Here is a 12,733-nt window from a genome sequence, read left to right on the forward strand (position 1 = left end):
CTTATCAAGATTATCCTATCACGCCCACCTCTCCATATAAAGTGGACAGAGAACAAGTTCTCTTTAGTTCGCAGTAATTAAATTCCACTCAATAAATCTAGGTACTTTGTTTACACATAATTCTTGACACTACCAACTTACTCGCGTTTATCCCACATTAACTCTCGTTTAAGATTCATTTACTCTCGAAACGGATTATTCTTCCAAATATTTAGCTATTAAATAGAGCTCACACAAAAGTTTAAAAAACTTTTGTGTGAGGTCTATTTTTTGATTAAAAAAAAGAATATGTTCCCATACTTAAAGAGACCACCCTCTGTCGAAAATCGACTAATAAACGATGATTTCTTCTACTTTTGTCAAGCGCAAGGAATTTTTAAAGAACATGTGGAATAGCGCTATCTAAGGAGGCGATTTTATGATTCATGAAGTTGAAAAAGTTGGAGACGAAATTATTATTATTCGATTAAAAGGTGAATTAGATCATCACAGCACAAATGATATTAGAAATGAGATAGTTCCAATGATAAAAAACGGGTCTATTAAAGTACTAGTTTGGAATTTGAAAGATTTGCATTTTATGGATAGCTCGGGGATCGGGTTAATACTAGGAAGAATGAGAGAGCTTGCTCCAATAGATGGACAAACAATAATTGTAAATCCATCGCCAACAATGCGAAAAATTTTTCAGTTTGCAGGTTTAAGCCCTTATATTTATAGCGAATCCGAAATTGAAATAATTTCTAAGTTAGGGGGAATAGTTTATGGACAATGAGATCACATTATCTTTTATCGCTAAAAGTGAGAATGAGGCATTAGCCAGAATGGTTATGTCTAGTTTTATCGCAACAATCGACCCGACTATAGAAGAGCTGTCTGAATTTAAGACCGTCATTTCTGAGGCGGTAACAAATGCAATCGTCCATGGATATGAAGAAGACGGAGTAGGGAAAATTGAATTGCATGCACAACGAGTAGATAGAGAAATTGTCGTTTCTATTGTAGATTATGGTCGTGGAATACGCGATGTCAATCAAGCACGTGAGCCACTCTTTACGACAAAACCTGAGCAAGAACGTTCGGGAATGGGCTTTACAATTATGGAAAGCTTTAGTGATGGTGTTGAGATTTACTCCATTCCTGACAGGGGGACGACAGTAACAATAACGAAGCAATTTGTACCAATTCAAGAATCTTGTAGGATCGTCTAATGATAAATAAAAAACCGTCTACTTTACTAACTCAAGAGAAAATGAGAGAGCTCATAGCACTATCACAGACTGGTGATAAACTAGCAAGGCAGCAAATGATTGAGGGTAATACGAGGCTTGTATGGTCTATTGTTCAGCGATTTGCTTCTAGGGGAGCAGATTTAGAGGATTTGTTTCAAATCGGCTGTATTGGCTTGATGAAATCGGTGGATAAATTTGATTTGTCCTACGAAGTTAAGTTTTCGACGTATGCGGTTCCTATGATTATAGGGGAGATTCAGCGGTTTTTAAGAGATGACGGAATGGTAAAAATTAGTCGTTCGATCCGAGAATTAAATTTTAAAATTAGGCATGCTACCGATGACTTTTTGAAAACGTTCGAGCGCCAACCTACTATTTTGGAGCTTGCACATATTTTAGAGGTGTCCAGAGAAGAAATAGTAATGGCTACCGATGCTCTTCGTGATCCGGCATCATTGCAAGAGCAGCTTTATGAAAATGATAGTGGGGACGCTCTAACGTTAATGGATCAAATGAAGGATGAGCGGTCTGAGAAGCCGTTTGAGCATATTCCACTACGAGAGCTGGTAGAAAAGCTAGATAAACGGGAACAGATGATTATTTATTTACGATATTATCTTGATTGTACGCAGAGTGATATTGCGGAACGATTAGGAATTTCTCAAGTGCAAGTATCGAGACTTGAGAAGAAAATATTATCCCAACTAAAAACTTGGCTAGTACCAGTGGGCCATACGAATTCAAATGCAAAAGATAGGTGATTGAAACGAAACCGTTGTTTAAAAGTATGGATGAAGCAGAAATGTATTTAAAAGAAAAGTTCGGAGTAAATGAGTCCTATGATGTGGGAATATTACATACCCATTTATATGAATTTCCAGTATTACTCGTCTATATTAATGGATTAATTGATGGAATGTTAATTACTCAATTACTGACGAACACCCAATTGAAAATTGCAGATAAAACAATAAGTGAAAATGAAATTATAGAACATTATTTTCCTTACTATTCTATAACGCAATATGATTCCAAGGAAAAATGGATAGCTGCACTTCTGAGTGGACAAGTAACGTTCATATTATCGAATGGTTTCGTGTACACCATTGATGTACGCTCGTATCCTGGAAGATCCCCTGAAGAACCAGATAATGAGAAGGTTGTAAGAGGTTCTAGGGATGGATTTACAGAAAATATTGTTCAAAACACAGCGCTAATTAGAAGAAGGATTCGAGATACCGATCTACGTTTTGAACTACATCAAATTACCGAGTTAGGTCAAACTGATATTGCCATATCTTATATTAAGAATATTGCCAATGAAGATAATCTAACGCTAATTCGTGATCGCATAAAAAAGATAAAGCATGATGGAATTACGATGACAGACAAAGCTTTGGAAGAATGGCTTTTTAAACAAGGATTCCATCCTTTACCTTTTGTTCGATTTACAGAGAGACCAGATATAGCTGCAGCACATTTACTTGAAGGGCATATTTTGATAGTTGTGGATACATCTCCATCGGTTGTAATAGTTCCCACGACCCTTTTTCACCATTTACAACATGCGGAGGAATTTAGGCAGGCACCTGCAATCGGAACTATTGTCAGGTGGATTCGTTTTTCAGGTGTTCTGCTTAGTCTATTTCTATTGCCATTTTGGTACTTATTATCTGTTCATCCTGAATTTTTACCAAAAGCACTCAAATTTGTCGGTCCAAAGGAAACAACAGATATCCCACTTTTGTTACAAATTTTGTTTGCAGATATAGGGATAGAATTTCTTAGACTCGCTGCTATACATACACCTACGCCGCTATCAACAGCAATGGGTATTATAGCTGCATTAGTCATTGGGCAAATGGCTGTTGATGTAGGACTTTTTGTTCCAGAGGTTATTTTATTCACAGCAATAACAGCGATTTTCACTTTTTCTATCCCTTCCTATGAACTAAGTATCACCACTAAAATATTCAGGACTATTATCCTGTTAAGTACAGCGATGTTTGGACCAAGTGGATTTTTTGTAGCTGCGTTAGCTCTACTTTGGTATGTGGGCTCTGTAAAGCCTTTAAATGTACCTTATTTATGGCCGCTCCAGCCTTTTTTTCCAAAGGCGTTTTTGAGAACGATCATTCGTTATCCCATGCCCATTGATGCTAAAAGACCATTTATAACAAGAGCACTTAATCGAAAACGATCTTAAAGTGCATTGCCATTTCCTTATCTAATGTGATAAAGTTCTAATAGATATAGGGAAAAGAGGCGAACTTAATGGTGCTAGTTTCAAAGCATGCTGTAAACGAAAAAGGTCACTTAATGATTGGTGGAATAGATAGCTTAGAGCTTGCAAAAACATATGGAACACCATTGTTTGTGTACGATTTATCTTTAATAAGAGAACGAGCGCAAGCATTCATCCAAACATTCCAAGATCAACAAATTCCGGCTCAAGTTGCTTATGCAAGCAAGGCCTTTTCTAGTGTTGCAATGTACCAAGTGATGAAACAAGAAAACCTATCTTTAGATGTGGTATCTGCTGGGGAGTTATATACGGCGATTAAAGCCGGATATCCAGTTGATCGAATTCACTTTCATGGTAACAATAAAAGTAAAGAAGAATTATTATTAGCTCTTGAGCATAAGATTGGTTGTATAGTTGTTGATAATTTTTATGAAATAGAATTATTAAAGACATTAACTGCTAAAACCAAACAAAAAGTAAATATATTATTAAGGGTTACGCCTGGAGTCGAAGCCCATACGCATGATTATATAACGACTGGTCAGCAGGATTCAAAATTTGGATTTGATTTGCTAAATGGACAAGCAGACCAAGCATTTCTGGATGTTTATGAAGATAAATATATTCAGTTGCTTGGTTTGCATTGTCATATTGGATCTCAAATATTCGAAACAACTGGCTTTAAAGTGGCGGCGGAAAAGCTTATCACTAAAATGATAGGCTGGCATACAGACTATAACTTCCAATGCAGCGTTTTAAATCTAGGTGGAGGCTTCGGTATAAAATATACAGATGAAGATGCACCCCTGGAACCAGCTGTATACGTAAAAGAAATGATACAAATAGTAAAAGAGCTCGTGCATAATTCTTCTTTTAAAATGCCAGAGATTTGGATTGAACCGGGTAGATCATTAGTTGGGGATGCAGGTACTACGTTATATACAGTAGGATCTGAAAAAGTTGTACCTGATATTCGGAACTATTTAGCGGTAGACGGTGGGATGTCTGACAATATTAGACCTGCCTTATACGGCGCAGAATATGAGGCAGTTATTGCCAACAAAATGGGGAATCAGTTAACGAATAACTATACCATCGCCGGTAAATGTTGTGAGTCTGGAGACAAATTAATCGAAGATATTCAATTACCTGCAGCTGAACCTGGAGATATCCTTGCTATGTTCTGCACAGGTGCCTATGGATACTCGATGGCAAGTAATTATAATCGCTTAACGAAACCAGCCGTAGTGTTTGTAGAAAATGGAAAACACCAATTAGCTGTAAGAAGAGAAACGTTGGAAGACCTCATACATCTTGACCTTCCTTTAACAATGGAAAAGGAGTGAGCAAGATGAAAAAGGGAAATGTAATACTCTTTCTAATGATTTTTATCGTAGGAATTGTTTGGGGTGTCTTATACTGGTTATTTATAGCACCAAATGCCAATTTGTAAAATCGGTAAATTTCATGTACGATAATACAGATATTTTTAAGAAATTGGACTTCGTTTATTAGTTTTTAGAAAAATAACAAAGCCAAGAAATTAAAAGAGGGTTTAAATCATGCTACTTCGCTATAAAAAGTCATTTGAAAAGATTTCAATGGGGCTGCTTTCTTTTATGCCTCATGAAAAAGATGTGAAAAAGTTATTAGAAACAATTCATGAGTATGAAACTAATCCAGATTGGCATTTATTTCTTTGGAAAAAAGAAGACGATTTTGTTGGATTGATAGGAGTTCGTATGGAAGGTACCGAAGCAGTAATTCAACATCTTTCCGTCAATCCGTCACACCGTGGCGAAGGACTTGGACAGGAAATGCTACAAAAACTTCCATCAGTTCTACCAACAACCTCACTTAAGCCATCCAAGGATGTTGAATCATTTTATGCGAAATGCCAAACAAAAAAAGAAGAGGAATGACTTTAGTTTAACAAGTCATCTCTCTTTTTTTTCTCTCTATTTCGTTCCTCTAGTATTTCTGAACGATCTCTTAGCATATGTTTATGAATAAGAAAATGTAAGCTCTCATTGGTTTCTAGCTGAAGCTCTTTAACTCGTGATTGTAAAGCAGGATTCGTTATTTCAATTGAAAATGCTTGAAACTTTTGACTACTAGTTATTAATTGGAGTGCGACATTCATATTTTCTATTAAACGCTGGTAATTTAAGTCATTGAAGAAAGGAGAATCCTTTGTTAGCTCCATTCTTTTTATACTTGTTTTCATCGTTTTAGTAGCTCCAGTTAAATTCCCACGTCTCCAGTGATACATAGAAGTTGCTAATAGGATGAAAGCAGTTAATGCATGGTTTTTATGCCTTGGGGAAAATTCTTTCCAATAGTCTTCCAATACCTCGTGACACTCAAAATAATCGAAGGTTTCATTGAAATGTTTTAAAAATGCCACAAAACTAGTATGAAATGTAGGGTGCAATACAATCACCTTTCCTCTATAATTATGTTAAAAACCGATAATAGGTGGAGTTTTATGAGTTATGAAGTAAAAACAGAAGCGTTTGAAGGCCCACTAGATTTATTATTACATTTAATAAATCGTTTGGAAATAGATATATACGATATCAAAATGGCAGAAATCACAGAACAATACATGGAGCATGTACACGCAATGCGTGTTTTAGAACTCAATGAAGCTAGTGAATACTTAGTGATGGCCGCAACTTTACTTTCAATTAAAAGTAAAATGTTATTGCCGATTCATCAAGACGACGATATAGACGATGATTTCGATATGGATTTACAAGATCCAAGGGATGAACTTGTACTTAGATTAATAGAATATAAGAAGTATAAAGAAGCTGCAGAAAACTTGCATGAGATGGAAGAGACTCGTTCACTCTATTATTCTAGACCGCCAACAGATTTAAGTGAATATCAATCTAGTAAACAATTAGAATTACTTGAATTGGATGCGAATGTATATGATATGCTTGGTGCGTTCCAAAAAATGTTGCGAAGAAAACAGTTAAATGCGCCTCTTCATACGCGAGTAAGTAAACAAGAGATATCGATCAAGGCTCAGATGAAAAATGTTATAGAGGTGTTAAAAAAAGGTGGAGGAAAATTATCGTTTTACGAACTTTTCCCAATGAGAGATAAGAATACTATCGTTACTACTTTTTTATCACTGCTAGAATTGATGAAACGTCAAATTATACAAGTAGAGCAAAAAAGTAATTTTGAAGATTTGTTTGTGCATTTGCGAAAGGAAGATATAGAAAGTGAATTCGAAGATGAGATTGATGAGTAACATAGAAAGCCTTTTATTTGTAAGTGGGGAGGATGGCTTAACAAAAAAACAATTAGCCTTTCTAACTAGCGGGGCAGAAGAGGAAATAGAAGTGATTCTTCAGGAAATGATAGAGGTGTATCAGACGAATCAATCAAGAGGAATAGAAATAAAACAATTAGCAGGAACCTATCAATTAGTAACAAAACAGGAAAATATAGAGTGCATTCAAAAATTAGTAGAGAACCCAACAAATCAGTCCTTATCACAAGCATCTCTTGAAGTACTAGCAATTGTTGCCTATAAGCAACCAATTACGAGAGTAGAGATAGAAGAAATTCGTGGAGTTAAATCCGAACGTCCAATTCATACACTTTCCGCGAAAGGACTTGTGCAAGAAGTTGGCCGTGCGGAAGGGACAGGTCGAGCTATTTTATACGGCACGACAAATGAGTTTCTCCAGTACTTTGGATTAAAGGATATACATGCCCTTCCACCACTCCCAGAAGATCAGTCTGGGGATGATATGGAAGACACAGATTTATTTATGACGAAATTTCAAGAAACGTTTGAAGGATAGAAATAATTGAATGAGGAGCATGATTCATTTTAAAAAAAACGGCCATATTTCTGTTGCTTTTTCTTTTGTGGAATATAACTGAGGCGGATGCTTCATCGTCTTATGTTGTAATTGATGCAAATACAGGAAGATTACTAGAAGGTAGCGACCCAAATGCTGCACTACCAATTGCAAGCTTAACAAAAGTGTGGACTGCAATTACGGTTTTGGATAACGTTTCGCTAGATGAAGAAATAACCATTTCTAATGCTGCTGCATCGCAGGAAGGATCATCGCTGTACTTAAAAGCGGGTGAGGTTTGGACGGTCGAATCATTATTGTATGGTTTACTGTTACATTCAGGCAATGATGCAGCCTATGCACTTGCTGAGTATACTGGTGGCTCAATAGAGGGCTTTACTAAATTGATGAATGAGAAAATAGAGCTCGCTGGGTTAAAAAACTCCCACTTTACTAATCCCTCTGGGCTTCATCATGAGGATCATTTTGCTTCTGCAATAGATTTAGCCAATATGTTCCGTTTGGCGATGCAGAACGAAGCATTTGCGAAAATCGCCTCAGCGAAATCTTATTCTCCAAAAGAAAGATCTGTCACATGGAAAAATAAACACAAATTATTACACTATAATGAATCTGCTATTGCTGGAAAAACAGGATATACGAAGGCTGCAGGAAGAACTTTAGTAACTTTTTTTGAAGAAGATGGTAAAAAAGTTATTGTAGTAACATTAAATCAATCCAATGACTGGAACACACACTCCTCTCTAGCTGCAAATATATTTAAAACATACGACAATGTGAAGGTTGTAGAAAAAGGAAAATATCGACTGTTGGATAAACAGGTTATCGAAGTGAAAAAAGATTATTTCCTTTTACTAAATAAAGAAGAACGAGACGCAACGAAAAATATATTGATCATCCCTCGTAAATCATCGGCGAAAAAACCGTATTTTTGGAATGTGACAATAAACAATGAGGTTGCTTTAAAATTTAATGTAAAGAAAATTGACTAAAAATATCGAGAAGACAGTTATTATAAAAGACTGTCTTCTTTTAATTTGGCCAAAAGTATGACATAATTCACTCATGTGAGTTGGATAGAATGGACGAGGTGAATGTGTTGGAAAGATTACAAAAAGTGCTTGCACATGCAGGTGTGGCATCGAGAAGAAAAGCAGAAGAAATGATTGCGGAAGGTAAAGTGAAAGTAAATGGCAAAGTAGTAACGGAACAAGGGATTAAAGTGTCCGACAATGATGTAGTAGAAGTGGAAGGGGTAAAATTAGAAAAAGAGCAAAAAGTATACTATTTATTATATAAACCACGTGGTGTGATCTCCGCTGTAACGGATGATAAAGGCAGAAAAACAGTAACGGATTTACTTCCCCATGTGAAAGAACGTTTATATCCTGTTGGAAGACTAGATTATGAAACCTCAGGTTTGTTATTACTTACAAATGATGGTGATTTTTCTTATGCACTAACACATCCAAAATATAAAGTAGATAAAACGTATGTTGCACGTGTAAAAGGAATTCCATTAAAGGAGCAGTTGCGCCCACTCGAGCGAGGAATTGTTTTAGAGGATGGCAAAACAGCACCTGCGAGAGTAAAGCTATTATCTTCTGAGCGGAAAGCAGATAAATCGATTATTGAGATTACCATTCATGAGGGGAAAAATCGACAAGTGCGTAGAATGTTTGATGCAATTGGATTCCCAGTTCAAAAGCTAAAAAGAGAACAATTCGGATTCTTAACGCTTCACGGCTTAAATGCTGGAGAATGGAGAGAGCTAACTACACACGAAGTAAAACAAATGAGAGTGTTAGCAGAGACTGGTAAAATAGGTAAATAAACCTGTGAGTTCACAAAGCCTTCATAAGTAAGGCTCTTTTAAATTGTAAATTTTGTTATAATAATTGATGATTATAAGTGGAAATGGAGGGGGCCAAGTTGGCACTATCTAAAAAAAGTCGATTTTATATGAGAACTGCTATATTAGGAGTGCTTGTAGTGGCAATTATTTTTACAGTTTATTCAAACTTAAACAAAGAGAAAAATGCTGTATTACAAGTAGGAGATAAGGCTCCGGACTTTGTATTAGTGGATATGGATGGTACAGAAAGACGTTTATCTGATTATAAAGGGCAAGGGGTATTTCTAAACTTCTGGGGTACATGGTGTAAACCTTGTGCAAAAGAAATGCCAGCTATGGACAGACAATTCAGTGAGTTCACTGATAAAGGTGTACAAACACTTGCTATTAATATTGCAGAATCAGATCTTAAAGTAAATAGTTTTGCAAATCGATATGGTTTAACTTTCCCAATCGCAATCGATCGCAACAAAAGTGTGATGGAATCATATAATATTGATCCGCTGCCAACAACTTTCTTGATCAATCCAGAAGGTAAGATTGAGAAAATTATTAAAGGTGAAATGACAGAAGAAGATATTGCGAATTTTATGGATCAAATTAAACCTTCGTGAAGGAGTCTTAAAAATGGACAAGATAGTTTGTGCATGTGGAAATGTCAATCCAGCTGGAACAGCATTGTGTGAAAGCTGTGGTCGTCCATTAAATGAAGAGACAAAAGAGAAAAAAATTGTAGATATGCGCTATGAAGGATCTGCAAGACGGTCTCAAACGTATAATAAGACGATTATTGATAAAGTATGGAATTTCTTTTCCAGTGTAAAAGTAGGCATGTGGATAATTGTTTCAATTTTAGTTGCAGCTGCAATCGGTACTATACTTCCACAGGTATTTTATGTACCAGCAACAAATGAATCGGATATTGCAGCATATTATGAAAGAATTTATGGTTGGTTTGGTACGCTCTATTATGAGCTTGGTTTATCAGACTTATATAGTTCTTGGTGGTTTCAGGGATTAGTTGGGATGTTAGGTATTTCTTTAGTGATTGCAAGTTTAGACAGAGTCATACCACTTTATAAATCTTTGAAAAAACAGAAGACGAAAAGACATATTAGTTTCTTAAAGCGTCAACGAGTTTATGGTATTGGTAAAGCAGAGGTTACAGAGGATTCTTTACTAAAAGCTGAAGAAAAGCTTAAGTCGCTTAAATATAATGTAAAACGTGAAGGGAATGCTATTTTAGCTGAACGAGGACGTTTTTCCCGCTGGGGTCCATACGTTAATCATTTAGGTCTCATAATATTTCTTTTTGGTGTAATGCTCCGCGCTCTTCCAGGTTTTTACGTCGATGAAACGATGTGGTTACGAGAAGGGGAGACTCTTTATGTACCTGGAACAAATGGTTATTTCTTGGAAAGTAAAGGTTTCATCTATGAGACTTACTCAAAAGAAGAGTCAAATGAAGTTTTTGGCGATGCAATTGATCGAGTAGGTACAATTGCAAAGAACTATCAAACAGATGTTGCCTTATATAAAGGTCCAGAAAATTCTGTAGCTGGACATGCTGAAGATTTAACATTTGAAAAAAATGCATCTATTCAAGTAAATAAACCGATAAAATTTGATAACTTTTCTGTGTTCCAAATGGACTTCCGATTGGATGAATTAGCAAAGATGAAATTCCAATTACAAGATAAACAAACACAGCAATCATTTGGAGAATTTACAATAGACTTAGCAAATCCTCAGCCTCTTTATGAATTGAATGAAGGGTATAAAGTAGAGGTATTGGATTATTATGCAGATTTTACTGGATTTGAAGAAGGGGTTCCACAATCTCAATCACCACTTCCTAACAATCCTGCATTTTTAATTAAAATGTATAGTCCAGAATTTCCTAAAGGGGAAACTAGTTTTGTTATGATCAAAGAAACGGTTGAACCACTAGGGGAAAACAAACATAAGATTGCTTTCCAAAGTGTAGAAACAAGAGATGTATCTGGACTAACAGTTCGTAAGGATTTAACTCTTCCTCTTCTTGCTCTTGGCGGTCTAATCTTTATGATTGGTGTAGCGCAAGGGTCCTACTGGAATCACCGTCGAATCTGGATTCAATTATTAGAAGATGGACAAACCGTTGTTGCAGCGCATACAAACAAAAACTGGTTAAGTGTGAAGAGAGATTTGGATGAAGTTTCAAAAATAGCTCATCTTCCTGAATATTTAGATCAAGATGATCTAGATTCTTTAGATGAAAAAGTGGATAAAGAGGAAGGGGTTTAACAGAATGGATATGGCATCTCTAAGTAGTAACTTATTATTTATAGCGTTTGTAGCATATCTAGTTGCTACGTTTTTGTTTGGAGGAGCAGTCAAATCCTCCAATGCTCAATCTACCAAGTCCTTTGATAGGTGGGGGAAGTTAGCGATTACCGTTACGATTATCGGGTTTATAGCTAATCTTGGATACTTTATCACTAGATGGGTCGCTGCAGGACATGCTCCTGTAAGTAATCTATTTGAATTTACTACAGCTTTTGGGATGATGATTGTAGGAGCTTTTATACTTATTTACTATATCTATAAAGCACCTGCACTTGGACTGTTTGCTTTGCCGATAGCGGTATTAATCATTGCTTATGCAAGTATGTTTCCAAAAGAAATTTCACCGTTAATACCAGCTTTAAAAAGCTACTGGCTTACTATCCATGTAATTACTGCTGCCATGGGTGAAGCTATTTTAGCGATTAGCGCTGTAGCTGGACTTATTTATTTGTTGAAAAATATTGACTTGACGAAAAAAACCAAAGAACGTTTTTGGATTGAAGCTGTCATGTACGTATTATTTATAGTTGTTGGATTTGTCGTGTCAACGGTGTCGTTTTCTGTTGCTAACTACAGTGCTGAGTACACATATATAAGCAAAGACGAAACTCAACATACAATCGAATATACAATGCCAGCGCTATTTGGTATGAATGAATCTGTGGCAATTACAGATAATGCATTTGAACCACTTGTAGAAATGCCACCATTAGTTAATGCAAAAAAATTAACTTCAGTAGTTTGGTCTATTCTATTCGGTACAGTAATCTATCTATTACTTCGATTAATATTACGAAAACGTATTTCTTCTATACTACAGCCGCTTACGAAAAAGTCTAATTCACAATTGATGGATGAGATAGGGTATCGCGCTGTATTAATTGGTTTCCCGGTATTTACGCTTGGAGCCTTAATATTCGCGATGATTTGGGCACATGAAGCGTGGTCTCGTTTTTGGGGCTGGGACCCGAAAGAGGTATGGGCACTTATCACTTGGTTATTCTATGCTGTATTCCTACACCTTCGCTTGACTAAGGGCTGGCATGGTAAAAAATCTGCATGGTTGGCAGTAATCGGTTTCATCATTATTATGTTTAACTTGATCGCAGTAAATCTAATTATCGCTGGGTTACACTCCTATGCATAATAAAAATTAGAATTAGTGTACTTGGAAAGCTCTTTACTCTTTATACTACAGGGGGAAGAGCTTTTCTTTCATTTTAGT

Annotated in this window: 14 protein-coding genes; 13 read left to right on the forward strand and 1 reads right to left on the reverse strand. The window is 36.1% G+C overall.

Going from position 1 to position 12,733, the window contains the following annotated elements:
- Positions 1 to 418: 418 nt before the first annotated feature.
- From BLR36_RS05850 to BLR36_RS05875, 6 genes are all read left to right on the forward strand, one after another.
- Complete coding sequence (locus BLR36_RS05850; protein WP_093060804.1) at positions 419 to 775, forward strand: STAS domain-containing protein; 357 nt, start codon at positions 419 to 421, stop codon at positions 773 to 775.
- Positions 765 to 1,211, forward strand: a complete 447-nt coding sequence (gene spoIIAB, locus BLR36_RS05855) for an anti-sigma F factor (protein WP_093060805.1) — start codon at positions 765 to 767, stop codon at positions 1,209 to 1,211. The genes BLR36_RS05850 and spoIIAB overlap by 11 nt, the downstream gene beginning before the upstream one ends.
- Positions 1,211 to 1,993, forward strand: coding sequence for a SigF/SigG family RNA polymerase sporulation sigma factor (locus BLR36_RS05860; RefSeq protein ID WP_093060806.1), 783 nt, complete (start codon positions 1,211 to 1,213; stop codon positions 1,991 to 1,993). The genes spoIIAB and BLR36_RS05860 overlap by 1 nt, the downstream gene beginning before the upstream one ends.
- 26 nt (positions 1,994 to 2,019) lie before the next feature.
- Positions 2,020 to 3,438 carry a spore germination protein gene (locus tag BLR36_RS05865; protein ID WP_093060807.1) on the forward strand — a complete coding sequence of 473 codons (1,419 nt, stop codon included), beginning with the start codon at positions 2,020 to 2,022 and terminating at the stop codon, positions 3,436 to 3,438.
- 68 nt (positions 3,439 to 3,506) lie between these two features.
- A complete protein-coding gene (gene lysA, locus BLR36_RS05870) occupies positions 3,507 to 4,823 on the forward strand; it encodes a diaminopimelate decarboxylase (protein ID WP_093060808.1) in 1,317 nt (438 codons plus the stop codon).
- A gap of 216 nt (positions 4,824 to 5,039) precedes the next feature.
- On the forward strand, positions 5,040 to 5,399 hold the full coding sequence (locus tag BLR36_RS05875; protein WP_093060809.1) for a GNAT family N-acetyltransferase: 360 nt from the start codon (positions 5,040 to 5,042) through the stop codon (positions 5,397 to 5,399).
- A 2-nt stretch (positions 5,400 to 5,401) separates the two neighbouring features.
- Here BLR36_RS05875 and BLR36_RS05880 read toward each other — a convergent pair whose 3' ends face one another.
- Positions 5,402 to 5,911, reverse strand: coding sequence for a DUF309 domain-containing protein (locus tag BLR36_RS05880; protein ID WP_093061241.1), 510 nt, complete (start codon positions 5,909 to 5,911; stop codon positions 5,402 to 5,404).
- 54 nt (positions 5,912 to 5,965) lie between these two features.
- On the opposite strand from BLR36_RS05880, the gene BLR36_RS05885 reads away from it, so the two are divergent.
- From BLR36_RS05885 to ccsB, 7 genes are all read left to right on the forward strand, one after another.
- A complete protein-coding gene (locus BLR36_RS05885) occupies positions 5,966 to 6,745 on the forward strand; it encodes a segregation/condensation protein A (RefSeq protein WP_093060810.1) in 780 nt (259 codons plus the stop codon).
- Positions 6,738 to 7,304 carry an SMC-Scp complex subunit ScpB gene (gene scpB, locus BLR36_RS05890; RefSeq protein WP_093060811.1) on the forward strand — a complete coding sequence of 189 codons (567 nt, stop codon included), beginning with the start codon at positions 6,738 to 6,740 and terminating at the stop codon, positions 7,302 to 7,304. Before BLR36_RS05885 ends, scpB begins: the two co-directional genes overlap by 8 nt.
- Before the next feature lie 65 nt (positions 7,305 to 7,369).
- Entirely contained in the window at positions 7,370 to 8,317 is a 948-nt protein-coding gene (locus tag BLR36_RS05895; RefSeq protein ID WP_175453985.1) for a D-alanyl-D-alanine carboxypeptidase family protein, read from the forward strand.
- Positions 8,318 to 8,424: 107 nt separating this feature from the next.
- Positions 8,425 to 9,159: a pseudouridine synthase gene (locus BLR36_RS05900; protein ID WP_093061242.1), complete on the forward strand. Its 735-nt coding sequence runs from the start codon at positions 8,425 to 8,427 to the stop codon at positions 9,157 to 9,159.
- 83 nt (positions 9,160 to 9,242) lie between these two features.
- Positions 9,243 to 9,794, forward strand: coding sequence for a thiol-disulfide oxidoreductase ResA (resA, locus tag BLR36_RS05905; RefSeq protein WP_175454009.1), 552 nt, complete (start codon positions 9,243 to 9,245; stop codon positions 9,792 to 9,794).
- A 13-nt stretch (positions 9,795 to 9,807) separates the two neighbouring features.
- Positions 9,808 to 11,466, forward strand: a complete 1,659-nt coding sequence (locus BLR36_RS05910; protein WP_093060814.1) for a cytochrome c biogenesis protein ResB — start codon at positions 9,808 to 9,810, stop codon at positions 11,464 to 11,466.
- A gap of 4 nt (positions 11,467 to 11,470) precedes the next feature.
- A complete protein-coding gene (ccsB, locus tag BLR36_RS05915; protein ID WP_093060815.1) occupies positions 11,471 to 12,655 on the forward strand; it encodes a c-type cytochrome biogenesis protein CcsB in 1,185 nt (394 codons plus the stop codon).
- Positions 12,656 to 12,733 lie beyond the last annotated feature (78 nt).

Origin of the sequence: Psychrobacillus sp. OK028, from assembly GCF_900103605.1 — a bacterium.
GTDB lineage: Bacteria > Bacillota > Bacilli > Bacillales_A > Planococcaceae > Psychrobacillus.

Coding starts and splice junctions, on each gene's coding strand:
- BLR36_RS05850 (WP_093060804.1), top strand. CDS start 419: ATGATTCATGAAGTTGAAAAAGTTGGAGACGAAATTATTATTATTCGA.
- spoIIAB (WP_093060805.1), top strand. CDS start 765: ATGGACAATGAGATCACATTATCTTTTATCGCTAAAAGTGAGAATGAG.
- BLR36_RS05860 (WP_093060806.1), top strand. CDS start 1,211: ATGATAAATAAAAAACCGTCTACTTTACTAACTCAAGAGAAAATGAGA.
- BLR36_RS05865 (WP_093060807.1), top strand. CDS start 2,020: ATGGATGAAGCAGAAATGTATTTAAAAGAAAAGTTCGGAGTAAATGAG.
- lysA (WP_093060808.1), top strand. CDS start 3,507: ATGGTGCTAGTTTCAAAGCATGCTGTAAACGAAAAAGGTCACTTAATG.
- BLR36_RS05875 (WP_093060809.1), top strand. CDS start 5,040: ATGCTACTTCGCTATAAAAAGTCATTTGAAAAGATTTCAATGGGGCTG.
- BLR36_RS05885 (WP_093060810.1), top strand. CDS start 5,966: ATGAGTTATGAAGTAAAAACAGAAGCGTTTGAAGGCCCACTAGATTTA.
- scpB (WP_093060811.1), top strand. CDS start 6,738: ATGAGTAACATAGAAAGCCTTTTATTTGTAAGTGGGGAGGATGGCTTA.
- resA (WP_175454009.1), top strand. CDS start 9,243: ATGGAGGGGGCCAAGTTGGCACTATCTAAAAAAAGTCGATTTTATATG.
- BLR36_RS05910 (WP_093060814.1), top strand. CDS start 9,808: ATGGACAAGATAGTTTGTGCATGTGGAAATGTCAATCCAGCTGGAACA.
- ccsB (WP_093060815.1), top strand. CDS start 11,471: ATGGATATGGCATCTCTAAGTAGTAACTTATTATTTATAGCGTTTGTA.